This window comes from Ruegeria sp. CL3 (assembly GCF_056536505.1).
On sequence record NZ_JBQFPT010000006.1, the window covers coordinates 113,601 to 139,208 of the forward strand.

The window sequence follows — 25,608 nt, forward strand, 5'->3', positions numbered from 1 at the left end:
CATGGGTAAGCGACGAGGGCTGATTTTTCCAGACGGGAGTTCCCTTCTATGACCCAGACCCAATTCACGCCGCGCGTGTTTTCCGGCATCCAGCCTTCGGGCGGGCTGACCTTGGGCAACTATCTGGGCGCGATGAAGCGCTTTGTGGATATGCAGGGGCCAGAGTTCGAAACCATTTATTGCATGGTCGACCTGCATGCGATCACCGTCTGGCAGGACCCCGCTGCCTTGTCACACAACACACGTGAACTGTGCGCGGGCTATATCGCGGCGGGCATCGACCCGGAGCAATCCATACTGTTCAACCAAAGCCAGGTGCCCGAACACGCGCAATTGGCGTGGATCTTCAACTGCGTTGCCCGGATGGGCTGGATGCAGCGCATGACCCAATGGAAGGACAAGGCGGGCAAGAATACGCAAAACGCCTCGCTGGGCCTGTTTGCCTATCCGGCGCTGATGGCCGCGGACATTCTGATCTATCACGCGACCCATGTTCCTGTGGGTGAGGACCAGAAACAGCATCTTGAGCTGACGCGCGACATCGCGATCAAATTCAACAACGATTTCGGCGTCGACTTCTTCCCGGTCACCGAACCCGTGATCGAAGGGGCGGCCACACGGGTCATGAGCCTTCGTGACGGCTCCAAGAAGATGTCCAAGTCTGATCCGTCAGACATGAGCCGCATAAACATGACCGACGATGCCGACACGATCGCCAAGAAAATCCGCAAGGCCAAAACCGACCCGGATGCCTTGCCCTCAGAAGTCGACGGTTTGGAAGATCGCCCTGAGGCGCGCAATCTGGTCAATATCTACGCCGCGCTCAGCGACAGCTCGGCCGCGCAGGTGCTGGCCGATGTTGGCGGCAAGCAGTTCGGTGAGTTCAAACCGATGCTCGCGGAATTGGCGGTCGAAAAGCTGTCTCCGATCTCGTCCGAGATGGCCCGCCTGATGGGTGAACAATCCGAGATTGACCAGATCCTTGCCCGTGGTGCGGAAAAGGCGCGCGCGATTGCTGCCCCGATCCTGAAACAAACCTACGAGATTGTGGGCATGGTCGGCGCTGCATCGCGCTGATTGCACTGGACCTTCGCCTGACGCCCTCCTAGGTTTGCCGAAAGCTGAGGGAGGGCGCTATGGCAGTCGGCAAAAATATCCGCACCTATTTCGAAGGCCAATGGCATGAAGGGGACGCTCCGATCATGCGGGCGGCGGATCATGGATCGTGGCTGGGGTCCTCGGTTTTTGATGGCGCGCGCTACTTTGACGGCTTGGCCCCTGACCTGCTGGCCCATTGCGCCCGCGTGAACCGTTCCGCCGAGGCTTTGATGCTGAACCCGACCGTGACGCCTGAACAGATGGTCGATCTGGTGCGCGAGGGGCTGCAATCCTATGGCCCGGATCAGGCTGTCTATATTCGCCCGATGTATTGGGGCATCCACGGAGACGTCACGGCCATCGTGCCCCAGAAAGACAGTACCGGTTTCGCCATTTGTCTCGAAGAGATCCCAATGGCGCCCGAGACGGCCTCAGTCACGTTGACCACCACCCGGTTCCGCCGTCCTGTACTGGAATCCGCCGTGGTGAATGCCAAGGCCGGGTGCCTATACCCGAACAACGCCCGGATGCTGACTGAGGCGCGCTCCAAAGGGTTCTCGAACGCGCTGGTCGCCGACGCGATGGGAAATGTGGCCGAGACCGCTACCGCCAATATCTTCATGGCCAAGGATGGAGAGGTCTTTACCCCCATGCCAAACGGCACCTTTCTGGCCGGGATTACCCGCGCGCGACACATCAAGAACCTGCGCGCCGATGGTTTCACCGTACATGAATCAGTCCTCAGCTTTGATGATTTCCATGCCGCCGATGAGGTGTTCATGTCCGGCAACATGAACAAGGTGACTCCTGTGACTGCTCTGGACGATACGCAATATCAGGTTGGCCCTATCGCCCGTCGCGCCCGCGCGCTCTACTGGGATTGGGCAGCAAGCGAGCGCTAGGGATTTACCCGAGTTGCCAGCACGCTATCGGTCGGGCATGATCCCAGAAAATCAAGAGGACCCAAATGCGCAAGTTTCTCGTCATTCTGGATGACAGCCGCGAATGCCTGAACGCCATGCGTTTTGCCGCGATGCGGGCCGCGCATACCGGCGGCGGCGTGACAATCCTGTCGGTGATCCCGCCGGATGAATTCAATCACTGGATCGGTGTGGCCGAAACCATGCGCGAAGAGGCCCGCGAACGCATCCACGCCCATTTCGAAGTCTTCGCCAAATGGATGCGTGACAAGCAAAGCGTTGAGCCTGAATTGGCCATTCGCGAAGGCGATCCGGTGGCACAGATCATCGAACACGTACAGTCCGACCCGGAGATTGGGGTCCTGGTTCTGGGCGCCGGCACCGACAAGAAAGGGCCGGGTCCGCTGGTGACTCAGCTGACCAAGAACTCGGGCAGCATGCCGATCCCGATCACCATCGTGCCAGGTGATCTGAGCAAGGAAAAACTGGAAGAGATTACCTGAGGCACCATGGCAGCACCCGTTCAGTTCTGGTTCGAATTCGCCTCAACTTATTCTTATCTCAGCGCGATGCGGATCGAGCAGCTAGCGGCTGAAAAGGGGGTGTCCACTGATTGGCAGCCTTTCCTTTTGGGACCCATCTTTGCCGAACAGGGCTGGAACACATCTCCATTCACGATCTACCCCGCTAAGGGGCGCTACATGTGGCGGGATATGGAACGTTTATGCGCCGCGCGCGCGCTGCCGTTTCAGCGCCCTGATCCGTTTCCGCAGAATTCCCTGACCGCTGCGCGCTTGGCCGTCGCCATCGGGTCCCAGGACCAGCGGGCCGCGTTTACCCGTGCCGTTTACACGGCCGAGTTCGGCGAGGGCCGCGATATCTCGGCCGCATCAACATTGACCGATTGCCTTGCAGCCGCAGGTCTGCCCGCCGATTATATGGAGAGCGCGCAAGACCCAAAGGTAAAAGCGGCGCTCTTCGCGCAATCCAGCCGCGCCAAAGAACTCGAATTGTTCGGAGCACCCAGTTTTGTTGTCGGGGATGAGGTTTTCTGGGGTGATGACCGGTTGGTTGACGCGATAAACCACGCTCTCGCAATTTAGAACGGTTCCAAATCTTGACTTCCACGGCGGCTGCCCGCATATCAGAAGCAACGAAAACGGAGCTGCCTCATGTTCATTCAGACCGAATCCACCCCGAACCCGGCAACCTTGAAGTTCCTGCCCGGCCAGACGGTGCTTGAGGCAGGCACAGCCGACTTCCCATCCGCAGAAGCCGCCGAAAAATCGCCGCTTGCCCAGCGCATCTTTGCGGTCAGCGGCGTGACCGGCGTGTTCTTTGGCAATGACTTTGTCACCGTCACCAAAGCGGATGACGTCGATTGGGACCACATCAAGCCAAGCATCCTCGGCGCGGTGATGGAGCATTACCAATCCGGCCAGCCCGTCATGGGAGCCGAGGCGGCACTCGCATCCGGCCATGCCGAACATACCGGCGAGGATTCGGAAATCGTCGACCAGATCAAAGATCTGCTGGACAGTCGCGTGCGCCCTGCTGTGGCTCAGGACGGTGGCGACATCACCTTCCACGGCTTTGACCGCGGCGTGGTCTACCTGCATATGCAAGGGGCTTGCGCGGGCTGCCCGTCCTCGACCCTGACCCTGAAAATGGGGATCGAGAACCTGCTGCGCCACTACATCCCCGAAGTGACCGAGGTTCGCCCCGTTGCCGTCTGAACCGACGCTTCTGGCATTTGACACATCGGCCGCGCATTGCGCGGCCGCTTTGTTGCGTGGCTCTGAAATTGTCGTCACGCGGGCCGAGGCCATGTCACGCGGGCAAGCCGAACGCCTGATGCCCTTGCTGGAGGAGGTTCTGTCTGAGGCAGGTCTTGGCTGGAAAGACCTGGACGCCACTGGTGTTGGCGTAGGACCGGGAAACTTCACCGGCATTCGAATCTCAGTCTCAGCGGCGCGTGGGCTTGCATTGGGTTTGAACATCCCGGCCGTCGGCGTGTCAGGTTTTGACGCTTTGGCCGAGATCATGCCCGACGGTCACCTGCCGGCGATCTCAGCCCCACGCGATCAGGTCTATGTGCAAACCTCCGAAGGCCCACGCCTGATGCCTCGAGCCGAGGCCGAGGGGCTTGGCCCCCTCTTCACTGCCACGGACCCAAACGCGCATGTTCAGGCCATCGCCCATGTCGCGGCGCGCCGATACGGCACGGAAACAGACCCACCCGCACCGCTTTATATTCGCCCCGCGGATGCGGCGCCTTCTCGCGACCTCCCACCTGTGCTGCTGGACGAATGACCCCGGAAGACATGGCCCTGACCCACGCTGCGGCCTTCACACAGGCGCGCCCGTGGACGGCTGCCGAGTTCGAAGACCTGCTGCAAAACCGCTTCACCCATGTTGTCGGAGACACCAACTCCTTTGCTCTGTTTCAGGTAGTCACGGGCGAAGCCGAGTTGCTGACCATCGCGACTCACCCACTGCATCAGCGTCAGGGCTTGGCTGCAGCCTGCATGAAAAACTGGCACGCCATTGCCGCTGACCTCGGCGCGGCACGCGCGATTCTTGACGTGGCGGCCGACAATGGGGCAGCTATCGCACTCTATGAAGGCTTCGGATACAGCCCCTGCGGGAGGCGAAAAGGCTACTATACACGCGATTCCGCCTCAAATTGCGACGCAATCGTGATGGAACGCCCCCTACCGTAGCCCCACATCCCACTTTTTAGACCAAGTGGTCAAAAATCAGTTGACCCTGCCTGTTGCATACGGCCTTAATTCCCGTCATCACAACGGTTATGCTCGCTATAGGTGGGTAAACGAGGCTAGTTTAACCTCGAACCGACAAAAACAACGGGAGTACCAAATGACCCTGATGAAATCTTTGATGGGCGCTGCCGCCGCCGTCGCTCTGACCGCGGGTGCCGCACTGGCCGAACCGGCCCTGATCTTTGACCTGGGTGGCAAGTTCGACAAGTCGTTCAACGAAGCCGCACATAACGGCGCACAGCGTTGGGCCAACGAAACCGGCGGCACCTATCGCGAGATCGAGCTTCAGTCTGAAGCGCAGCGTGAACAGGCCCTGCGCCGTTTCGCCGAGGCTGGCGCGAACCCGGTCATCACCATGGGCTTTGCCATGGCCGATCCGCTGTCCGCGGTTGCCGGCGACTATCCTGACACCAAGTTCGTCGCGGTTGACGTCACCTGGCTGGACGCTCCGAACATCCGTCAGATCGGCTTTGCCGAGCACGAAGGCTCGTACCTCGTTGGTATGATGGCCGCGATGGCGTCGGAATCGGGCACTGTCGGCTTCATCGGCGGAATGGATATCCCGCTGATCCGCCACTTTGGTTGCGGCTATGCGCAAGGCGCCAAGGCTGTGAATCCCGACATCAACGTTGTTGCCAACATGACCGGCACAACTCCGGCCGCATGGAACGACCCGGTTAAAGGGTCCGAGCTGACCAAAGCGCAGATCAGCCAAGGCGCTGATGTAATCTACGCCGCTGCAGGCGGTACCGGTGTTGGTGTTCTGCAGACCGCAGCGGACGAAGGCATCCTGTCGATCGGCGTGGACAGCAACCAGAACCACCTGCACCCGGGCAAAGTTCTGACCTCGATGCTCAAGCGCGTGGACGTTGCCGTCTATGACGCGATGAAAGCGGGTGAAGATCTGGAAACCGGCGTGTTCGCCATGGGCCTGGCCGAGGATGGCGTTGGCGTTGCCATGGACGAGAACAACAAAGAGCTGGTCTCGGTTCGTATGAACGACGCCGTGGACGAAGCACGCAAAGCGATCATCAACGGCGACATCTCCGTTGTCAGCTACTACGAGAACGACAGCTGCCCGGCGCTGCAGTTCTGATATCGCACGGGGCGGGGGGTGACCTCCGCCTCGGTCCCACTCTGCCGCGAACCGCGCGGCCCTTCGGCAACCCAAGGACAAGACATGACAGTCCCCGCCATTGAGCTCAAAGGGATTTCCAAAGCCTTTGGGCCGGTTCAGGCCAATAAAGACATTTCCATCAGCGTCGCCCCCGGCACGATCCATGGGATCATCGGTGAAAACGGTGCGGGCAAATCCACGCTGATGAGCATTCTCTACGGCTTCTACAAAGCCGATAAAGGTGAGATTTGGATCAACGGCACCAAGACCGACATTCCAGACAGTCAGGCGGCCATCGCCTCGGGTATCGGGATGGTGTTCCAGCACTTCAAGCTGGTCGAAAACTTCACCGTTCTGGAAAACATTGTTCTGGGCGCCGAGGATGGCGGGCTGCTGGCCCCGTCTCTGGCCAAAGCCCGGAAAGAGCTGAAAGCGCTGGAAGAAGAGTACGAGCTGTTTGTCGACCCTGACAAGCGCATCGATGAAATCGGCGTGGGCATGCAGCAACGGGTCGAGATCCTCAAGGCGCTGTATCGCAAGGCCGAGATTCTGATCCTTGATGAGCCCACCGGGGTTCTGACACCGGCCGAGGCCGACCAGCTGTTCCGCATCCTCGATCGCCTTCGGGCCGAAGGGAAGACGATCATCGTGATCACGCATAAGCTGCGCGAGATTATGGAGAACACCGATACCGTTTCGGTCATGCGGCGCGGAGAGATGACGGCCACGGTCAAAACGTCCGAGACCAGCCCTGAGCATCTGGCCGAGCTGATGGTGGGCCGCAAGGTCCTGCTACAGGTCGACAAGGTGCCCGCGCAGCCCGGGAAACCCATTCTTGAGGTCCAAGACCTGCGCGTGTTCGATGCCGCAGGTGTTGAGCGTGTCAAAGGCATCGACCTGACCGTCCGCGCCGGTGAGATCGTCGGCATCGCAGGCGTCGCGGGCAACGGCCAGTCGGAACTGTTGGAAGTTCTGGGCGGGATGCGCCCCGGTCAGGGGTCGATCAAGCTGAACGGTACGCCGCTTCCCCTCAGCGGGGCCGGGTCTGATGGTCAGGCGCGTCGCGCGCAGCACATCGCCCACGTCCCAGAAGACCGTCAGCGCGAAGGTCTGATCATGGACTTCCATGCCTGGGAAAACGTTGCCTTCGGCTATCACCGTGACCCGGCCTACAAGCGCGGCCTGTTCATGGACAACGCCGCCCTGCGCGCGGACACCGAAGCCAAAATCGAGAAATTCGATGTGCGCCCGCCGAATGGCTGGCTGACCGCCAAAAGCTTTTCCGGAGGCAACCAGCAGAAAATCGTCGTCGCGCGCGAGATTGAGCGGAACCCAGACCTGTTGCTGGTCGGCCAACCGACCCGCGGCGTAGACATTGGCGCAATCGAATTCATTCACAAACAGATCGTAGCCCTGCGCGACCAAGGCAAAGCGATCCTTCTGGTCTCGGTCGAGCTGGAGGAGATTTTCTCGCTCTCTGACCGGATCGCCGTGATGTTTGACGGACATATCATGGGTGAGCGTCTGCCCCATGAGACAGATGAAAAAGAACTGGGCCTGCTGATGGCCGGTGTTGCGGGAGAGGCCGCGTAAGATGGAAAAAATGCCCAAATGGGCCGACGTCGTGCTGATCCCCATCATCAGCCTGGTGTTGGCCACGATCCTGTCGGCGCTGGTGATCCTCGCCATCGGAGAGAACCCGGTTGAGGCCGTGAACTTGATGGTAACAGGCGCGCTGGGGTCGACCTATGGCTGGGGCTATACGCTCTACTACGCGACCAACTTTATGTTCACCGGGCTCGCGGTGGCCGTGGCTTTTCACGCACGGCTGTTCAACATCGGGGGCGAAGGTCAGGCGATGCTGGGCGGCCTTGGCGTTGCCATGGTGTGCCTCTACATCCCTTGGCCGCATTGGAGCATCGCTCTGATCGCCGCAGGTCTGGGGGCCGCTATATTCGGCGCGGCATGGGCCGCGATACCGGCTTACCTGCAGGCCAAACGCGGCAGCCACATCGTGATCACCACGATCATGTTCAACTTTATCGCAGCCGCCTTCCTGAACTACATGCTGGTCAATGTCATGCGCCCGCAAGGTTCGCAGGACCCGGCGACCGCGCGCTTCCCCGAGGCAGTACACCTGCCGACCTTCCAATCCATGTTCTCGACCGCTGAAAACGTGATGTTCCGCGGTGCACCGGCCAATATTTCGTTCTTCGTGGCGATCATCGCCTGTTTCGTGGTCTGGGCGCTGATCTGGCGCACCCGGTTGGGATATGAAATTCGGGCCTATGGTCATTCGGAAACCGGTGCCGTCTATGCCGGGATCTCGCCGGTTCGCATCACCATCATCGCCATGCTGATCTCGGGCGGGCTGGCAGGTCTGATGGCGATCAACAACGTGATGGGTGAGGCCGAGCGTCTGGTTCTGAACTCAACCGAAGGCGCGGGTTTCATCGGGATCGCCGTGGCCCTGATGGGTCGTTCGCACCCGTTCGGCGTGTTCCTCGCGGCGCTTCTGTTCGGCTTCCTCTATCAAGGAGGTGCCGAACTGGCCTTGTGGACATCCATCCCGCGTGAGCTGATCGTCGTCATTCAGGCGCTGGTGATTCTGTTTACCGGAGCGTTGGACAATATGGTGCGGATGCCGCTTGAAAAGCTGTTCCTTGCCCTGCGGAAGGAGCCTCAGTGATGGACTCGTTCGTAACACTGATCCAGGTTCTCGATTCCACCGTCCGCCTGGCGACGCCTTTGCTGCTGGCCTGTCTGGCAGGCCTCTATTCCGAACGCGCAGGGATTTTCGACATCGGGCTTGAGGGCAAGATGCTGATCTCGGCCTTCTTCTCGGCGGCTGTGGCGGCCGTGACCGGCTCGGTCTGGTTGGGTTTGCTCGCGGGGATCGCGTCGTCTCTGGTTTTGTCGGCGCTACACGGCGTGGCTTCTATCACGTTCCGGGGCAATCAGCTGATCTCTGGCGTGGCGATCAACTTCCTAGCCTCTGGCCTGACGGTTCTGATCGCGCAAAGCTGGTTCCAACAAGGCGGGCGCACCCCGTCGCTGTTCGGGGAAGGCCGGTTTGAGCCGATCAACTTTCCCTTCGCCGAAGCGCTGAGCGACGTGCCCTTCATCGGCCCGATCTATTCTGAACTGCTGTCGGGCCATTCGATCCTTGTCTACATCGCCTTCCTGATGGTGCCTGCGACGTGGTGGATCCTTTATCGCACCCGGTTCGGGTTGCGGTTGCGCGCGGTGGGCGAAAACCCAGCCGCCGTGGATACAGCCGGTGTCTCGGTCGTCGGCCTGCGCTTTGCAGCTGTCGCCATCTGCGGCGTACTCTGCGGTATCGCCGGAGCCTATCTTGCAACTGCGCTGCAGGCCGGGTTCGTCAAGGAAATGACCGCCGGTCGCGGGTTCATCGCGCTGGCGGCGTTGATCTTTGCAAAATGGCGGCCTTGGCACGCGATGTTGGCCTGTTTGCTGTTTGGCCTGCTACAGGCTATCGCGCTGCGGTTCCAGAATATCGACCTGGGCGGCATTGTGATCCCTGTGCAGGTCATGGACGCCCTGCCCTATATCCTGACCGTGGTGATTCTTGCGGGCTTCGTCGGCAAGGCGGTTCCGCCCCGCGCCGGCGGCGAGCCCTACGTGAAAGAGCGCTGATAAGTCCAGTTCAGGGCCAATTCTGGGTCCTGTTCGCTGCAGAGCGGCATGCAGAGTTGATTTTGCATGCCGCAACCGTTCTAAGAGGGTATGTGCGTGTTTCCTCTGATAGAAAAGAGTGCAAACCTCCCCTCGTATTTGCCAAAGACGGGTGGTAGGCCTGTGACCGCAGCGCCCGATATTCAGGCTGCACGCATTTCCGATGCCGGCGGGTTCACCGCTTTGCACAGCCGAACTCAATACGACTAGAGCATGCCATGCAAATTTACCTTCCGATTGCCGAAGTCTCCGTAAACGCCTTTCTATTGCTAGGGCTCGGAGGCATGGTCGGCATTCTGTCGGGCATGTTCGGAGTCGGCGGTGGGTTCCTTATGACGCCGCTTCTGTTCTTTATCGGCATCCCTCCGGCGGTTGCCGTTGCGACCGAAGCCAACCAGATCGTGGCCTCGTCCTTCTCGGGCGTTCTGGCGCATTTCAGGCGAAGGACGGTCGATTTCAGGATGGGCACGGTGCTTTTGATCGGCGGCCTCATCGGGGCCGCGCTTGGCGTTGTCGTGTTCAACTACCTCAAGAGCTTGGGTCAGGTCGATCTGCTGGTGACCCTGTGCTACGTCGTCTTCCTTGGCGTGATCGGCAGCCTGATGTTCATCGAAAGCCTGCGCGCCTTGCGCAAGGCCAAGAAAGGCGGGGCGGCACCTGCCAAGCGTCGTCAGCGCGGCTGGGTCCATGCAATGCCCTTCAAGATGCGCTTTCGCACCTCGGGTCTTTATATCTCGGTCATCCCTCCGGTTCTGGTCGGCCTCTGCGTGGGGGTTCTGTCCGCGATCATGGGCGTCGGCGGCGGCTTCATCATGGTGCCTGCCATGATCTATCTGCTGGGCATGCCCACCAAGGTTGTGGTCGGGACGTCCCTGTTCCAGATCATTTTCGTAACCGCCTTCACGACAATGCTGCACGCCACCACGAACTACACCGTGGACGTGGTTCTGGCCGTGCTGCTTCTGGTCGGTGGCGTTATCGGAGCTCAGATCGGAACTGTGATCGGCGCCCGGATGCCAGCCGAGCAATTGCGGGTTTTGCTGGCCGCGCTGGTGCTGGTCGTCTGCGGCAAGCTGGCGCTTGATCTGCTTCTGGAACCGTCCGAGCTGTATTCGCTTGGCGCCAGCGGGGGACACTGATTATGGTCCGCTCATTGATCGCTGCCCTGTGCCTGTTCTGCCTGCCCGCAGCTGCCGCGGAAGAGCAGGTGGTCCTGGGCCTCAGCCAGGACCGCGTTGCCATTACTGCCACGTTCGACGGGTCCGAAATTCTGATCTTCGGGGCCATCAAGCGCGAAGCTCCGATCCCCGAAGGCCCTCCGCTAGAGGTGATCGTCACCGTTGCCGGCCCGTCCGAGCCTCTGACCGTGCGGCGTAAAGAACGTAAACTAGGAATCTGGGTGAACACCGACAGCGTCGAGGTCGATCTGGCCCCCAGCTTCTATGCTGTTGCCACCAGCGGGCCATTCAAAGAAATCCTCACCAATACCGAGGATCTGCGCTATCGGGTTTCCATCGAACGGGCCATCCGCTCGGTTGGGGCGGCCATGCATATCGAGGCCGCTCAGGACTTTGCCGATGCCGTGATACGCATTCGCGAAAGCGAGAGCCTGTATTCGATCCGCGAAAACACGGTTGCCGTGGATGAACAAACCCTGTTCCGTACTTCCATCGACATGCCCGCCGACCTGACCGAAGGCGACTATGCCGCGCGCATTTTCCTGACGCGGGGCGGCAATGTGGTGTCGCAATACGAAACCACAATCGACGTGCGCAAAGTGGGGCTGGAGCGGTTTCTCTACAACATGTCCCGCGAGCAGCCCGTTTGGTACGGGCTGATGTCACTTGTCATCGCAATTGCCGCTGGTTGGGGGGCCTCGACAGCTTTCCGTCTGCTCCGCGAAAAGTAGCGCTCAGCCCCGGCCTATATAGGGCATGGTCGTGGCCATCACGGTCATGAACTGCACATTGGCCTCGGGCGGCAGATTGGCCATGTGCAGCACCGATTTGGCAGCGTCTTCCACATCCATAGTCGGATCGGGCGTCGTACCATCGGCAATCGCAGCATCAACCAGCCCCTGCACCATCTGGGTACGGGCGTTCCCTATATCGATCTGACCACAGGCAATGCCAAAATCGCGCCCATCCAGCGACAGGCTGCGCGTCAGCCCGGTGATGGCGTGTTTCGTTGCAGAATAGTGCACCGAATTCGGGCGCGGCACATACGCCGCGATTGAGCCGTTGTTGATGATACGCCCACCTTGCGGTGTTTGGTGACGCATGATCCGAAACGCCTCACGCGCGCTCAGAAACATGCCGTTGAGGTTGACGTTGACGCTTTGGTACCAGTCCTCCAACGCGATTTCATCAATCGTGCCGCCGGGTGCAAAGATGCCTGCATTGTTGAACAGAACATCCAGCCGCTCGGCCCTGTTCGAGAACGACCGAAAGGCGCGCGCAACCGCCACCGGATCGGTCACATCCGCAACCAGAGGGATGGAGTTGCGATGCCCTTCGGCCATTTCCACCAGTTTGTCTTCGCTGCGAGCTAGCAGGCCGACGGTCCAGCCCTCGGCCAGAAACAGCTCGGCTGTAGCCTTTCCGATCCCGGAACTTGCGCCAGTTATGAGGATGGATTTCATGTCTCTTCAGCCTCCAGTGTCAGGGTCGCCGCCGGTATGGCGCGCAGATCATCGACGCGCAGAGGATGGGTGGGTTTGGACAACCGATTGCGCACCACCCAGATCAACCGTTCCTGCGCGCGGGTGATGGCAACATAGGCCAGTCGTTTCCACAAGGGCTGTCCGGCCTCGGTCCGGCCCATGCGGGCCGCGGCGTAGATGTCCGGCGCAAAGACTTGCACCGTATCCCATTGCGAACCCTGCGCCTTGTGGATAGTCACCGCCGCCCCATGCAGAAAGGTCGCGCCCATACGCGCTGCATAGGGGATGAACGGTTCTTCTTCATCCGGCTTTTCGATCTGCACAATCGACGCGGCACTGACTTGAGGGTCCTCGGCCCCCATGACATGCAGGCGAGAGAAACCGGGTTTTCGCCCCGGCCCCAGATAAACCACCTGAGCACCCTTGATCAGTCCGCGCGCCTCAAGGTCCAGCCGTTTCTTGCGGTGTTTCAGAGGCAGCTCGATCCCGTCGCAGATCAGCGGCTCTCCTTCCAGCAATTCCGTCTCGGGGGCGCCATGGACCTGCCGGAAGGCCTGGATCAGACGGATGCGCGTTGCGTTGCGCCAGACCAGAACCGGACTGCGGGCCATCAGGTCGACCTCGACCCGCTGCCCCCAGACCACACGGTCATCGCGACGCGCGGTGTCTTCGACCAGACGCTCGAAATCCTCAAACCCCATGGCAGGGTCAGCAAGCGCATGGGCCAGATCGAGGATGGGATTGTCGGCATCCTGACGGTGTATGCGATGCAGGGTCAGCTTGCGCGGCTCGGGCAGGGTTTCGAATACCATGCTGCCGGATTGGTTGACCGGTGCCAGCTGTGCTGGATCGCCAAACAGCAGCAACGTCGGGAAGATTTCTTTCAGATCATCAAACTGGCGGTCATCCAGCATCGAGGCTTCGTCGACAAAACCGATATCCAGCGGCTCTTCCCGGCGTTTCCAGCCGGTTATGAAATCCGACCCGCGCAAACCGGCGGCGGCCAGAGCACCGGGGATCGACTTGTTGTTCTGATAGAAAGCAGCGGCCCGGTCCAGCGCCTCATCCGTCAGGCCTTCGATCTCGGGCCGTTCGTCATTACCCTCAAGCCATTCGGCGATGCGTTCATATTCAGGGTCGTAGACGGGGGTATAGAGAATGCGATGGATGGTCGTCGCGGGCACCCCGCGCAGGCGCAAAACGCTCGCAGCCTTGTTGGTGGGGGCCAGAATCGCAAGACTGCGCTTGTCGCGGGATTTGCGGCTTTCATAGTCGCCCGAGACGACGTGAACGCCAGTCTCGGCCAGCGCCTTATACAGTTCCGCCAGCAAAAGGGTCTTGCCCGAACCGGCCTTGCCGATCACGGCCATAACACCCGATTCACCATTTCCAGGCAGTTTCAGCAGCGCATCATCTTCAAGGTCCACCCCGGCAGAGCGCAGCATCTCGGCGATGCTGTCATAGGCGGCGGCCTGATCTTCTGAGAAGGTCACATTGGGCAAAGACATGGCGCGACCCTACAGGGCCGCGCCACCCTTCACCAGATATGGATTTGGGTTTTCAAGACCCTAGGCCGACAGCGCAAACCGGTGCTGTTTGGCTGGGCCGAACGCGGTTCTGAACCACAGGCGCGAAAGCTCGCGCGGGATGCCCGCCCGATCCGCCACGCGGTTGCAATCATCCGCGGAATACGGCCACAAACCAACCGAGATCTGATCGCGCCCTTTCCCTTCGGACCCTAACACAATTGGCGACGACCCAATCAGGCGGTAGATCCGGATCATCCGCGCATCAAAAACGCCGGCGATATGAGTCAGACCGAACCCCTCCATCATTTCACCGCCGCTCAGCATGATAGCCCCGGCCGTATGGGGGCTGGCTGTACGCGATAGGCAAAAGCGCGTGACCTCCCAGATCAGAGGGCTGCAGATCGGCTCGCCCTCGTTGAGATGACCGAACACCTCGTTCACCATGACCGGGCCAGTGGTAGGCAGAACCCGCATTGAGCCGCCATGGCTGCCATCCGGTTCCTCCCAAATCACGTAAAGCGGGTTGAGATCATCGTATTGATCCCGCTCTTCCCCTTTTTCATTGACGTAAACGTCCCATCCCAGCCGGGTTTTGAACTGATCCGCGCGATCGCGAAACATGCCGTCGGCCAAAGCTGGAAATTCATGCAGCTCATCAGCATACAAGTAACGCAACATGACTAATTCCCCTTGTCGTCCTGTGCAGGAACGAAAGGGGTACGAAGTCGTGGTTAATTTACTGTTCTAAGGCCGTACGTTGCTTAAACGACTATTAACCCACGGCTGAGCGCGGTCGCGATGGCGTGCGTCGTATTTTGCGCACCCAGTTTCGAGCGCGCGCTTTCAATATAGACCCTAAGCGTGTGTTCCGAGATCGACAGCGAATGCGCAACCTGAGCGCGGCTGAAGCCCTGCGCAAGCAACGTCATCGCATCAATTTCACGCGGGGACAGACCTCGGGTCGCTTCAGGCTGCCTGTCCTTTTCAAATTCCAGAGCTTTGCGATTGATGTAATGCGCCACGAGGATCAATTCTCGGCCGAAGGTCGAGATGAAATCCTGCCAAGTGTCGTCGTCACAACTGTGATTGACGGTGAACAGCGCAAACTGTCCACTCGGCCCTCGGATCGGGATCGAATAACCCTGATTACCCACCCCATGTTCCAATGCATCCTTAAGAAACGCTTTGGACACCCTGCCAGACCAGTCCAGCGATTTCCAATCAACCGGGTGAAATCGTTGGAAACACCCCATTATCACAGGGTCGATGCGGTGATAGTTTTTTTCGCGATACCGTTCATCCCAGGCATCGGAATAGGTTGTATAGCCGTACTGATCCCCGGCGGCATCCACCCAATGATATGTCAGATGTTCGACTTTCAGACAGTCGCGCAGGCGAACGGCGACCGAGCCAAGCTCATCAAGCGTGCTGGTGTTTTCCAAATCCTTCAGGATCTGACCCAAATCGAGTTCTGTTCCCATCCGCGGGCGCCCGTGCCTTATCTGTCATGGACGCGATCTCGGCTGCGGCAATCAGCTTGGTGTCGTCCAGCTGTTCGGCCAAGGCAGTCAACCCATTCGCAACAGCGAACGCGTTGAGGTCCGACAATACGTCCAGTATCCACTCATTTTGCGCCATTAGGGTCTCTCTGAAACAGTTAACGAAGTGTTAACACAACCATAACATGCGCGATCTTTTTGACCTATTCACCGGTTTCTACTCCCCAAAAATAGTGAGGGGCAAAATTCCAACCTGTTGAAACAAAAAAGGACCCTCCAAGACGGCAAAACACCCGCGTATCGGAGTTCCGATTCGCGGGTGTTTTTTTGTCTATTTCAGGATGGGCTTATGGACGCGCGTCCAGAACCTCTTCCAAAGTGCGCATGCCAGTGCGCGGGGCTTGAACCAGAACCGACATATTGCCTGGCTTGTGCTCATTGCGCAGCATTTTCATATGCGCCTCAGGCAGATCGTTCCAGGCGAACACTTCCGACATACAGGGGTCCAGACGACGCTCGACCATCAGCTTGTTGGCGGCTGCCGCTTGCTTCAGATGTGCAAAGTGCGAACCCTGCAGGCGCTTCTGGTGCATCCACATGTAGCGCACGTCGAAGGTACAATTAAACCCGGTGGTCCCAGCACAAATCACGACCATGCCGCCCTTTTTCACCACGAAGGTCGACACTGGGAAGGTGCTTTCACCGGGGTGCTCGAACACCATATCAACGTTGTTGCCTTTACCGGTGATATCCCAGATCGCCTTGCCGAACTTGCGAGCCTCTTTGAACCACTCGGCGTATTCGGGCGTGTTGACCGTGGGCAGCTGACCCCAGCAGTTGAAGTCCTTGCGGTTCAGAACGCCTTTGGCGCCCAACCCCATCACGAAATCCCGTTTGCTTTCGTCCGAGATCACGCCGATCGCATTTGCACCGGCCGTGTTGATCAATTGGATCGCGTAAGAGCCCAAACCACCCGAGGCACCCCAGACCAGAACGTTCTGGCCAGGCTTCAGGTCATGAGGCTCGTGCCCAAACAGCATCCGGTAGGCCGTAGCGAGCGTCAGGGTATAGCACGCCGCCTGCTCCCAAGTCAGGTGCTTGGGACGCGGCATCAGCTGTTGCGCCTGCACGCGGGTGAATTGGCTGAATGACCCGTCCGGAGTTTCATATCCCCAGATGCGCTGACTGGGTGAGTACATCGGGTCGCCGCCGTTGCATTCCTCGTCGTCGCCATCGTCCTGGTTGCAGTGGATTACCACCTCATCGCCGACCTTCCAGCGCTTGACCTTGTCACCCACGGCCCAAACGATGCCCGAAGCATCCGAGCCAGCGATATGATACGGGGCCTTGTGGCCATCAAACGGGCTGATCGGCTGGCCCAGAGCAGCCCAGACGCCGTTGTAGTTGACGCCCGCCGCCATCACGAGGACCAGAACCTCGTTGCTGTCCAGTTCGGGCACATCGACCACTTCCTGCTGCATTGCAGTATTTGGTTCTCCGTGACGCTCTTTGCGGATCGCCCAGGCATACATCTGCTTGGGCACAAACCCCATCGGAGGGATTTCCCCCATTTCGTAGAGGTCCTTTTCGGGTGCCTCGTACGACGCGATACCGCTTTCGGTGTCCAAAGCCATGCTGGCCTCCTTTTCTATATCTTTGCCGCGGCGCAGAATCGCCGCCTCTCCTACAGAGGGATAGGAGGGGTTGCGCAACATTGCAACCATCTTTGGTCTATTTTTGTAATTTTATGACCCAGCGGATGCAGAAACATCTTTCGCGTTCGCAGCATTGGTGGGTTTCACCTGTTCGGGTACCGAGTTTGCGTAATATTCCAAAAGATCCTCGCGCTGCCCGGACAGGTTCAAAACCCCGTCTTCAAGGGTCAAAATGCGCCGTTCGACCATTTGATCCACAGCGCTGGTGATGGCGTCCTCTGATTCCGCCAGCGCCAGACGATCGGCTTCCATGAGGGCAAGGATACGACTCCGCACCTCCTGTTCGGGCATTGGGCCATTCTCGCGCAGCAGCCAGCATGCCGCCGGTCCGGGCACCAAGGGAATCGCCGCGCCAATCCGTTTCATCAACGTGCGCGCGAGGTCAGTCATCACGTCATCCCCAGCCCGTGCCCCGAAGTCTTTCAGCGAAATCGGCTCACCATACCGAACCGCGGCCAGTCCGAACCGCTTGTAGCGACCGATCAACCGACGCCAGATTTGCTTGAGCACCCAGCTTGTGATCACCCCGATCCGCGCGCGAAAACGTCGATCGGTTCCGAGGGCGGCGCGCGTCAGGATCGTGTCCTCAAGCACGCGGTCATAGTTCAGGGCCACCGGCACAAACACCACATCGCGCCCGTCGGGCGAGGTGCCGTCGATAATGTATTTCAGTAGTCCTAGTTTAGGTCGCCCCAAAGCACCGGTCAGGCTAAGCCCGCCTTCGGGGAACATGGCCTGCGTCACACCTGCTTCGGTCGCGTGTCTTACATAGCTGGCCAGAACCTGTCGATATAGCTCACTGCCCGATTTGCGCCGGATAAAATACGCGCCCATCGCCCGGATCAACCGGCTGAGCGGCCAAACCCGCGCCCATTCGCCCACGGCATAGGATAGGGCGGATTGCTGCGCCGCCAGATAAGTGACCAGAACATAGTCCATATTGCTGCGATGGTTCATCACAAAGACGACCGTCGCCTCGGGGTCGATATCCTTGATCGCGCTTTCATCCTTGTAGCTGAGATTCACGTTGTAGAACGCGTTGCTTAGCAATCGGGACAGGCGAATGGCGAAGCTGAAATAGGCAAAGGCCGAAAAGGACGGCACAATCTCACGCGCGTATCGGCGGGCTTTTTCGAACGCAACGGCTTCGGGGATGCCTTCTTCATGGGCGTGCTGTTGCACCGCTTGCCCGACCTGAGGATCATAAATGAGCCGCTGGATCATGTCGTGCCGCCGCGCCAGCTTGAACGGCTGGATCGGCCGTTGCAGGCGCTGGTTCAACCGAGAGACCGCCCTCTCAAGCCTGCGACGAAAGAACCAGCGGACGGAGGGGAACAGAAAATGCGAGGCAAAAGTGACCATGGCAAAGACCACGATCAACAGGAATAGCCACAGCGGAAGTTCCACGGTTCTCAACATCGGGCCACACTGCCACCAAACGAGACGGCTCACAATCTAGACAATTCGCATATGCCGCAACGCAGCGAATTGACAATGCCTGAAAATTGCGATTTAGAACCCGTATACGTAATTTTGTTACTCACCGAAACACGAGGCCCGCCCATGACGCAGATGCAGAAAGACCGCCCCTGGCTGATCCGAACCTATGCTGGTCATTCCACCGCCAAAGCCTCGAACGCGCTGTATCGCGGCAACCTCGCCAAAGGTCAGACTGGCCTGTCGGTGGCGTTCGATCTGCCGACTCAAACAGGCTATGACAGCGACCACACGCTAGCGCGGGGTGAGGTTGGCAAAGTGGGTGTGCCGATCTGCCATCTGGGCGACATGCGGGTCCTGTTCGATCAGATCCCGCTAGAGCAGATGAACACCTCGATGACGATCAACGCGACGGCCCCATGGCTGCTGGCGCTCTACATCGCCGTGGCTGAGGAACAGGGCGCGGATGTCTCAAAGCTGCAAGGCACTGTTCAGAATGACTTGATCAAGGAATATCTCAGCCGCGGCACCTATGTCTGCCCGCCAAAGCCGTCACTGAAGATGATCGCGGATGTGGCCGAGTATTGCTACACCAACGTGCCAAAATGGAACCCGATGAACGTGTGTTCCTACCACCTGCAAGAGGCCGGCGCGACCCCGGAACAGGAGCTGGCCTACGCGCTCGCCACCGCCATTGCGGTGCTAGATGAGCTACGCCCTCGTGTGCCTGCCGAGGACTTCCCTGCCCTATGTGGACGCATTTCCTTCTTCGTGAATGCGGGTATCCGCTTTGTCACCGAAATGTGCAAAATGCGGGCTTTTGTGGATCTTTGGGACGAGATCCTTCAACAACGCTACGGTGTTGAGAACCCAAAGTTCCGCAGATTCCGCTATGGCGTTCAGGTGAATTCGCTTGGGCTGACTGAGCAGCAACCAGAAAACAACGTCTACCGCATCCTGATCGAGATGCTGGCCGTGACCCTGTCGAAAAAGGCGCGCGCCCGTGCCGTTCAGTTGCCCGCTTGGAATGAGGCTTTGGGCCTTCCCCGTCCGTGGGACCAGCAGTGGTCGATGCGGATGCAGCAGATTCTAGCCTACGAGACCGACCTGTTGGAATATGGCGATCTGTTCGACGGGAACCCGGCGGTTGATGCCAAAGTCGAAGACCTCAAAGAAGGCGCGCGGGCCGAGTTGGCCAATCTCGACTCTATGGGCGGCGCCGTGGCCTCAATCGAATACATGAAGTCCCGATTGGTGGACTCCAATGCAGAACGCCTGAACCGCATTGAACGGAACGAGACCATTGTGGTCGGTGTGAACAAATGGGTCGATGGTGAGCCCTCGCCCCTGCAGACCGAGGATGGCGGCATCATGGTCGTGGACCCTGCGGTCGAGCAGGAGCAGATCAATCGTCTGAACGAATGGCGCGCGGAACGCGACGACGCTGCGGTCAAAGCGGCCTTGTCGGCACTGCGTGAGGCTGCGCAGAGCGGTACAAATGTCATGGAGCCCTCGATCGCTGCGGCCAAGGCCGGTGCTACCACGGGTGAATGGGCCGAGGAAATGCGCAAGGTCTACGGCACTTACCGTGGCCCGACCGGCGTGTCCGGCTCGGTCTCGAACAAGACCGAAGGGTTGGAGGATCTGCGCGCGTCGGTCGATGCGGTCAGTGACCGTTTGGGGCGTCGTTTGAAATTTCTGGTCGGCAAGCCGGGCTTGGATGGCCATTCCAACGGAGCCGAGCAGATCGCCTTCCGCGCCCGCGATTGCGGCATGGATATCAGCTATGAGGGCATTCGCCTGACACCAGAAGAAATCGTCTCAGCCGCGTCCGAAGACGATGCCCATGTGATCGGTTTGTCGATCCTGTCTGGCAGTCATCTGCCCCTGGTCGAAGACGTAATGACCCGCCTGAAACAGGCAGGCCTGTCGCACGTGCCTGTCATTGTCGGTGGGATTATTCCGGACGATGACGCAGACGCTTTGAAGAAAATGGGCGTTGCCAGAATCTACACGCCCAAGAATTTCGAGTTAAACGCAATCATGGGCGACATCGTCGCGCTGGTGGACCCACAGGAAATCGCCGCCGAATAACGGCTCGTTTTGAAAAACTCTCGATGGCTATTCCCGAAATGACGGGAATAGCCTATATCGGCGTGTGAAATTGCTGCAATTCTTGGAATTGCAATAACTCACGTCTGAAAGAGGAAAAAATAATGGGACTTGAGCTTGAAAAAATGTCGCGCAATGAACTTCTGCAATTGCGCAACGATATTGATAAAGCCCTGGTAAATGCCGAAAAGCGCGAGCGCAAAGCCGCTCTGGAAGCCGCCGAAAAAGCCGCAGCCGAATTCGGGTTTCCCCTGTCAGATCTTTTGGACGGCGCTTCGAAAGGTACCAAGACCCAGAAATCAAAAGCGAAATACCGCAATCCGAACGCCCCGGAGCAAACCTGGTCAGGCCGTGGGCGCAAGCCTCAATGGGTCCATGACGCGCTGAATTCCGGCACCGATATAGCCGCGTTGGAAATCTGAATCTGAGGTTGTTTCAGAAATGACAATCCACATTGGCGCAGAAAAAGGCGACATCGCAGAAACCGTTCTATTGCCCGGAGATCCCTATCGGGCGAAATGGGCGGCGGAAACGTTTTTGGATGACGTTAGGTTGGTCAATGACGTGCGCGGCATGCTCGGGTTCACCGGTACGTGGAAAGGAAACCCTGTCACCATTCAGGGCAGCGGCATGGGGATGCCCTCACTTTCCATTTACGTGAACGAATTGATCCAGGATTTCGGCGCAAAGACACTGATCCGCATTGGCTCCTGCGGTGGTATGCAGGACAGCGTCAATGTCCGCGATGTTATCCTGGCTATGACATCCACCACGCTCAGCACACCGTCGCGGGGCATCATGAAGGAACTGAACTTCGCCCCCTGCGCCGATTGGGGGCTGTTGCAGGCCGCGGCCAATGCGGCGGCAGCCAAGGGAACACCAACCCATGTGGGCGGGATCTATTCGTCCGATGTGTTCTATGATGAGCGCCCTGATCTGAACGAACAGATGGTGCGTCACGGCATTCTGGGGGTCGAGATGGAAGCGGCCGAGCTGTATATCCTCGCCGCCAGACACAAATGCCGTGCTCTTGCGGTTCTAACCGTCTCGGACCACCTGCTGACGGGTAAAGCCCTGCCCTCATCTGAACGGGAGCGTAGTTTTGGCGACATGGTCGAGATCGCACTGCAAGCGGCCTTCCCGGACGCAGCATAGAGTGAAACGGGCCGAGCATGTCTCGGCCCGATTTCTATTTGCCGATTGATTGTCGCAGACATTTCGAAGGACGATCTGATCCGTCGGATCTCGCGCCGCAAAAGGCGCAGACCCACAGATCCTGGTCTCGATGCTGTCGCCAGCGACAATCGCGTGTCAGCGAAGACGTGCGGGACCGCCAGAAGAAATAGGCGAAAACCCCAGCGGCCAGAAGAAGCAGAATAACAGGCATAGTTCTGTTTGGCCCGCTCCAGCCGCAAATGGCAAGGCTGGTGTTAGGCTGCGTTTGCGTATTCGAACAGATCAGGCGCTCGCTGATCCTCAGTACCAACAGGTTCTGGCGTGTAATACGCCCAAGCTTGCTCCAACAGGGTCAGAGCTTCCTTGGCGTCAGGTTTCGGTGTGTTTGCTTGTGTACTCATCGGAGTGATCCTGATTTCATCACTCCTCCCTTCTGCAAATATACCGCGTCGGTGGTCCGACGACATCAGACGTTTTTGCAAAGGGGGCTTGCGCTTGCCGCAGCACGGCAAGCGCATCGGTCGATCAGACAGAGCGTTCGACCATCATCTTCTTGATCTGCGCAATCGCCGCAGCCGGGTTAAGACCCTTCGGGCAGGTCTTGGCACAGTTCATGATCGTGTGGCAGCGATACAGCTTGAAGGGATCTTCCAGCTCATCCAGACGCTCGCCCGTGGCTTCATCACGGCTGTCGATGATCCAGCGGTAGGCGTGCAGCAAAGCTGCGGGGCCAAGGTAGCGGTCGCCGTTCCACCAGTAGCTCGGGCAGGAGGTCGAGCAGCTGGCGCACATCACGCATTCATACAGGCCGTCCAGCTTCTTGCGGTCTTCGATAGACTGCTTCCACTCTTTCGCGGGACGGTTGGTCTTGGTTTCCAGCCACGGCATGATCGAGGCATGCTGCGCGTAGAAATGCGTCAGATCGGGGATCAGGTCCTTGACCACCGGCATATGTGGCAGCGGATAGATCTTTACGTCGCCCTTGATCTCATCCATGCCGTAGATACAAGCCAGCGTGTTGATCCCATCGATATTCATCGCGCAGGAGCCACAGATCCCTTCCCGGCACGAACGGCGGAAGGTCAGGGTCGGATCGATCTCGTTCTTGATCTTGATCAGCGCGTCCAGAATCATCGGACCGCAGGTGTCCATATCGACGAAATACGTGTCGACACGCGGGTTCTGGCCGTCATCGGGGTTCCAGCGATAGATCTGGAACTTGCGCAGGTTCTTCGCGCCGTCCGGTTTGGGCCATGTCTTACCGGTGGTGATCCGGGAATTCTTGGGCAGGGTCAGTTGAACCATGTCAATTCTCCATTCAGCCTGTCCGGGCGCGGTCAGACGCGCCTCGATTATGGTGCCCCCAATGGGCAGTGTTCACGTCAAAATCCGCAGACAACCAATCAGCAATCGCCTGAGGGTCATCGCGGTCGATATCAAAGCGCAGGAACCTTGGGTTCCCGGCGAAATGGGCCTGCACCTCGGCGTGGTGTACGTCATACATCCGACGCCAGCCCTGTTTCACCTCGTCTGCGCCCATCCCGTTGGCCTTGCAGCAGCGTTCGAGATAGCCGCCATTGCTGTGCAGCGCGCGTGAGGAAATCCAATCCTCGCAATCGCGCGTGTTCAGCAGAAAATAGGCATCCGGATAAGCCGCGTGCAACTCGCGGAAGAACCGCGTGCCATCCAGCATGATCCGGGCATTCACAAAGGCAATGTCGGTAAAGGCCCGGACCGAGCCGAACCCATCCAGCGGTTTCCGGCCCATGGCGATATTCGTCACCATTTTCTGGGCCAGATTATCCCCCTGATCGTCCACCCAATGCACCGACGCGATGCCGCTGTTCTGAAACAGCTTGTGCAGCGACGTGGTAGCACAGCGGTTCAGGCCGATCAGGATGATCTTGGGGTCTCGCGGACCCGAGGGCAGCTGTTCAACCGTCATGGCAAGCACCCCTCACCGCGCCCGCATGGGGCGTTTGTCGTGTCGGTGGGTATGTGGCGCTTGCACCGCATTGCCTGATGGTTGCTCCTACTTAGAACGTCCGCGCTTTCGGCGCGATTTTCTTGAGGCTGATGCCGCCCTGATCCTCGTTGGTCAGAGGATCAACGATCACCGGACGGTAACTGAGTTCAACCTTGTTACCCTCGACCCGGCTGACGGTGTGGACACGCCAGTTCTCATCGTCGCGCTCCGCGAAATCCTCATGCGCATGTGCGCCACGGGACTCTTTGCGCGCTTCGGCCCCCACGATGGTCGCCAGAGCGCTTGGCATCAGGTTGGTCAGTTCCAGCGACTCCATCAGGTCACTGTTCCAGACCAGAGACCGGTCCGAAACCTTCAGATCGTCCATCTTAGCCGCGATCGCCGTCATCTTTTCGACGCCTTCCGCCATGGTCTTTGCGGTCCGGAACACAGCCGCGTCCTGCTGCATGGTCTTTTGCATTTCAAGCCGCAGGTCAGCGGTCGGGACTGCGCCCGAGGCGTTCCGTACGGCGTCAAACCGATCAAATGCCTTGTCAACCGATGCCTGGTTCAGCACAGGGTTCGGCGCATCTGCGTCCACTACTTTACCGGCCCGGATGGCCGCCGCGCGACCAAAGACGACCAAATCGATCAGAGAGTTAGAGCCCAGACGGTTGGCACCGTGGACCGAAGCACAACCCGCTTCGCCCACTGCCATCAGGCCGGGAACAACTGCGGTTGGGTTGTCTGCGGTTGGGTTGAGAACCTCACCCCAATAATTCGTCGGAATACCGCCCATATTGTAATGCACAGTCGGCAGAACAGGGATGGGTTCCTTGGTAACGTCCACACCAGCAAAGACACGTGCCGATTCCGAGATTCCGGGCAGCCGTTCCGCCAGCGCCTCGGCTGGCAGGTGGCTCAGGTTCAAATGAATATGGTCCCCATCATCGCCGTGACCACGACCTTCGCGGATCTCCATCGTCATCGAACGCGAGACATAGTCGCGCGGCGCCAAGTCCTTGTACTGGGGCGCATAACGCTCCATGAACCGCTCACCTTCAGAGTTGGTCAAATAACCGCCTTCACCCCGAGCACCCTCGGTGATTAAGCAACCCGAGCCGTAGATGCCGGTTGGGTGGAACTGAACGAACTCCATATCCTGAAGCGCCAGACCGGCGCGCGCCACCATGCCGCCACCGTCGCCGGTGCAGGTATGGGCCGAGGTCGCGCTGAAATATGCACGACCGTAACCGCCGGTCGCCAGTACAACCATCTTGGCGTTGAAGACATGCATCGTGCCGTCGTCCAGCTTCCAGCAGACGACGCCCTGACACTGCCCATCCTCGGACATGATCAGGTCGATGGCGAAATATTCGATGTAGAATTCAGCGTTGTTTTTCAGCGACTGTCCATAAAGCGTATGCAGGATCGCGTGACCGGTCCGGTCTGCGGCTGCACAGGTACGCTGCACGGCGGGACCTTCGCCAAACTCGGTGGTATGACCGCCGAAGGGGCGCTGATAGATTTTACCCTCTTCCGTACGGCTGAAGGGCACACCGTAGTGTTCCAGCTCATAAACTGCCTTGGGAGCTTCGCGCGCAAGGTACTCCATCGCATCGGTATCACCCAGCCAGTCCGAACCCTTTACGGTATCGTACATGTGCCATTGCCAATGGTCAGGCCCCATGTTGGACAGGGACGCTGCAATACCACCTTGCGCGGCAACCGTATGTGAGCGTGTCGGAAACACTTTGGTGACACAGGCTGTACGTAGACCCTGCTCGGCCATGCCCAATGTTGCCCGCAGACCGGCCCCACCTGCACCTACGACGACAACGTCGTATTCGTGGGTTTCATATTCATATGCTGCTGTCATTGTTCTTGTTCCTTATCGC

26 protein-coding genes are annotated in these 25,608 nt (G+C 59.0%); 16 read left to right on the forward strand and 10 right to left on the reverse strand.

Annotated features, from left to right (window positions below; all coding sequences use genetic code 11):
- Positions 1-48: 48 nt before the first annotated feature.
- The 13 genes from trpS (at position 49) to ACR0NO_RS10625 (ending at position 11,523) form a co-directional block, all read left to right on the forward strand.
- Positions 49-1,077 carry a tryptophan--tRNA ligase gene (trpS, locus tag ACR0NO_RS10565; protein WP_170639940.1) on the forward strand — a complete coding sequence of 343 codons (1,029 nt, stop codon included), beginning with the start codon at positions 49-51 and terminating at the stop codon, positions 1,075-1,077.
- Between the two features lie 59 nt (positions 1,078-1,136).
- On the forward strand, positions 1,137-2,000 hold the full coding sequence (locus ACR0NO_RS10570) for a branched-chain amino acid aminotransferase (protein WP_480723913.1): 864 nt from the start codon (positions 1,137-1,139) through the stop codon (positions 1,998-2,000).
- Between the two features lie 65 nt (positions 2,001-2,065).
- Positions 2,066-2,521 carry a universal stress protein gene (locus ACR0NO_RS10575; RefSeq protein WP_170378913.1) on the forward strand — a complete coding sequence of 152 codons (456 nt, stop codon included), beginning with the start codon at positions 2,066-2,068 and terminating at the stop codon, positions 2,519-2,521.
- Positions 2,522-2,527: 6 nt separating this feature from the next.
- Positions 2,528-3,121, forward strand: coding sequence for a DsbA family protein (locus ACR0NO_RS10580; RefSeq protein ID WP_480723914.1), 594 nt, complete (start codon positions 2,528-2,530; stop codon positions 3,119-3,121).
- A 69-nt stretch (positions 3,122-3,190) separates the two neighbouring features.
- Positions 3,191-3,754 carry a NifU family protein gene (locus ACR0NO_RS10585; protein ID WP_480723915.1) on the forward strand — a complete coding sequence of 188 codons (564 nt, stop codon included), beginning with the start codon at positions 3,191-3,193 and terminating at the stop codon, positions 3,752-3,754.
- A complete protein-coding gene (gene tsaB, locus ACR0NO_RS10590) occupies positions 3,744-4,331 on the forward strand; it encodes a tRNA (adenosine(37)-N6)-threonylcarbamoyltransferase complex dimerization subunit type 1 TsaB (protein WP_480723916.1) in 588 nt (195 codons plus the stop codon). Before ACR0NO_RS10585 ends, tsaB begins: the two co-directional genes overlap by 11 nt.
- Positions 4,328-4,741, forward strand: a complete 414-nt coding sequence (locus ACR0NO_RS10595) for a GNAT family N-acetyltransferase (protein ID WP_480723917.1) — start codon at positions 4,328-4,330, stop codon at positions 4,739-4,741. The genes tsaB and ACR0NO_RS10595 overlap by 4 nt, the downstream gene beginning before the upstream one ends.
- Positions 4,742-4,898: 157 nt before the next feature.
- Positions 4,899-5,897, forward strand: coding sequence for a BMP family lipoprotein (locus ACR0NO_RS10600; protein ID WP_170553494.1), 999 nt, complete (start codon positions 4,899-4,901; stop codon positions 5,895-5,897).
- 84 nt (positions 5,898-5,981) lie between these two features.
- Positions 5,982-7,511 (forward strand): ABC transporter ATP-binding protein, encoded by a 1,530-nt coding sequence (locus ACR0NO_RS10605; RefSeq protein WP_170462691.1) that lies wholly within the window; start codon positions 5,982-5,984, stop codon positions 7,509-7,511.
- 1 nt (position 7,512) lies between these two features.
- The gene (locus tag ACR0NO_RS10610) at positions 7,513-8,607 is read left to right on the forward strand and encodes an ABC transporter permease (RefSeq protein ID WP_170462690.1); all 1,095 of its coding nucleotides are present in this window, start codon (positions 7,513-7,515) and stop codon (positions 8,605-8,607) included.
- Entirely contained in the window at positions 8,607-9,575 is a 969-nt protein-coding gene (locus tag ACR0NO_RS10615; RefSeq protein WP_480723918.1) for an ABC transporter permease, read from the forward strand. The genes ACR0NO_RS10610 and ACR0NO_RS10615 overlap by 1 nt, the downstream gene beginning before the upstream one ends.
- 257 nt (positions 9,576-9,832) lie before the next feature.
- Entirely contained in the window at positions 9,833-10,753 is a 921-nt protein-coding gene (locus ACR0NO_RS10620) for a sulfite exporter TauE/SafE family protein (RefSeq protein WP_170378929.1), read from the forward strand.
- A gap of 2 nt (positions 10,754-10,755) precedes the next feature.
- Complete coding sequence (locus ACR0NO_RS10625; protein ID WP_170691471.1) at positions 10,756-11,523, forward strand: TIGR02186 family protein; 768 nt, start codon at positions 10,756-10,758, stop codon at positions 11,521-11,523.
- 3 nt (positions 11,524-11,526) lie between these two features.
- On the opposite strand, the gene ACR0NO_RS10630 is transcribed toward ACR0NO_RS10625, so the two are convergent.
- The 6 genes from ACR0NO_RS10630 to ACR0NO_RS10655 form a co-directional block, all read right to left on the reverse strand.
- On the reverse strand, positions 11,527-12,255 hold the full coding sequence (locus tag ACR0NO_RS10630) for an SDR family oxidoreductase (RefSeq protein ID WP_480723919.1): 729 nt from the start codon (positions 12,253-12,255) through the stop codon (positions 11,527-11,529).
- Positions 12,252-13,784 carry an ATP-dependent DNA helicase gene (locus ACR0NO_RS10635; protein WP_480723920.1) on the reverse strand — a complete coding sequence of 511 codons (1,533 nt, stop codon included), beginning with the start codon at positions 13,782-13,784 and terminating at the stop codon, positions 12,252-12,254. Before ACR0NO_RS10635 ends, ACR0NO_RS10630 begins: the two co-directional genes overlap by 4 nt.
- A 60-nt stretch (positions 13,785-13,844) precedes the next feature.
- A complete protein-coding gene (locus tag ACR0NO_RS10640; protein WP_480723921.1) occupies positions 13,845-14,483 on the reverse strand; it encodes an acyl-homoserine-lactone synthase in 639 nt (212 codons plus the stop codon).
- 83 nt (positions 14,484-14,566) lie between these two features.
- Positions 14,567-15,286 carry a helix-turn-helix transcriptional regulator gene (locus ACR0NO_RS10645; protein ID WP_480723922.1) on the reverse strand — a complete coding sequence of 240 codons (720 nt, stop codon included), beginning with the start codon at positions 15,284-15,286 and terminating at the stop codon, positions 14,567-14,569.
- Between the two features lie 365 nt (positions 15,287-15,651).
- Positions 15,652-16,938, reverse strand: a complete 1,287-nt coding sequence (gene ccrA, locus ACR0NO_RS10650; protein WP_170468948.1) for a crotonyl-CoA carboxylase/reductase — start codon at positions 16,936-16,938, stop codon at positions 15,652-15,654.
- 111 nt (positions 16,939-17,049) lie between these two features.
- A complete protein-coding gene (locus tag ACR0NO_RS10655; RefSeq protein WP_480723923.1) occupies positions 17,050-18,438 on the reverse strand; it encodes a 1-acyl-sn-glycerol-3-phosphate acyltransferase in 1,389 nt (462 codons plus the stop codon).
- Positions 18,439-18,582: 144 nt separating this feature from the next.
- Between ACR0NO_RS10655 and ACR0NO_RS10660 the strand changes: the two genes are divergently transcribed.
- From ACR0NO_RS10660 to deoD, 3 genes are all read left to right on the forward strand, one after another.
- The gene (locus ACR0NO_RS10660) at positions 18,583-20,550 is read left to right on the forward strand and encodes a methylmalonyl-CoA mutase family protein (protein ID WP_480723924.1); all 1,968 of its coding nucleotides are present in this window, start codon (positions 18,583-18,585) and stop codon (positions 20,548-20,550) included.
- Between the two features lie 122 nt (positions 20,551-20,672).
- Positions 20,673-20,990 (forward strand): H-NS histone family protein, encoded by a 318-nt coding sequence (locus ACR0NO_RS10665; protein ID WP_170642780.1) that lies wholly within the window; start codon positions 20,673-20,675, stop codon positions 20,988-20,990.
- A 19-nt stretch (positions 20,991-21,009) separates the two neighbouring features.
- Positions 21,010-21,723, forward strand: coding sequence for a purine-nucleoside phosphorylase (deoD, locus tag ACR0NO_RS10670; protein ID WP_480723925.1), 714 nt, complete (start codon positions 21,010-21,012; stop codon positions 21,721-21,723).
- A gap of 275 nt (positions 21,724-21,998) precedes the next feature.
- Here deoD and ACR0NO_RS10675 read toward each other — a convergent pair whose 3' ends face one another.
- The 4 genes from ACR0NO_RS10675 to sdhA form a co-directional block, all read right to left on the reverse strand.
- Positions 21,999-22,145 carry a hypothetical protein gene (locus tag ACR0NO_RS10675; RefSeq protein WP_480527404.1) on the reverse strand — a complete coding sequence of 49 codons (147 nt, stop codon included), beginning with the start codon at positions 22,143-22,145 and terminating at the stop codon, positions 21,999-22,001.
- A gap of 124 nt (positions 22,146-22,269) precedes the next feature.
- A complete protein-coding gene (locus ACR0NO_RS10680) occupies positions 22,270-23,049 on the reverse strand; it encodes a succinate dehydrogenase iron-sulfur subunit (protein WP_170462678.1) in 780 nt (259 codons plus the stop codon).
- Positions 23,050-23,062: 13 nt separating this feature from the next.
- Positions 23,063-23,689 (reverse strand): sulfotransferase, encoded by a 627-nt coding sequence (locus tag ACR0NO_RS10685; protein ID WP_480723926.1) that lies wholly within the window; start codon positions 23,687-23,689, stop codon positions 23,063-23,065.
- Positions 23,690-23,780: 91 nt separating this feature from the next.
- Positions 23,781-25,589, reverse strand: a complete 1,809-nt coding sequence (gene sdhA, locus ACR0NO_RS10690; protein WP_170378956.1) for a succinate dehydrogenase flavoprotein subunit — start codon at positions 25,587-25,589, stop codon at positions 23,781-23,783.
- Positions 25,590-25,608: the final 19 nt, after the last annotated feature.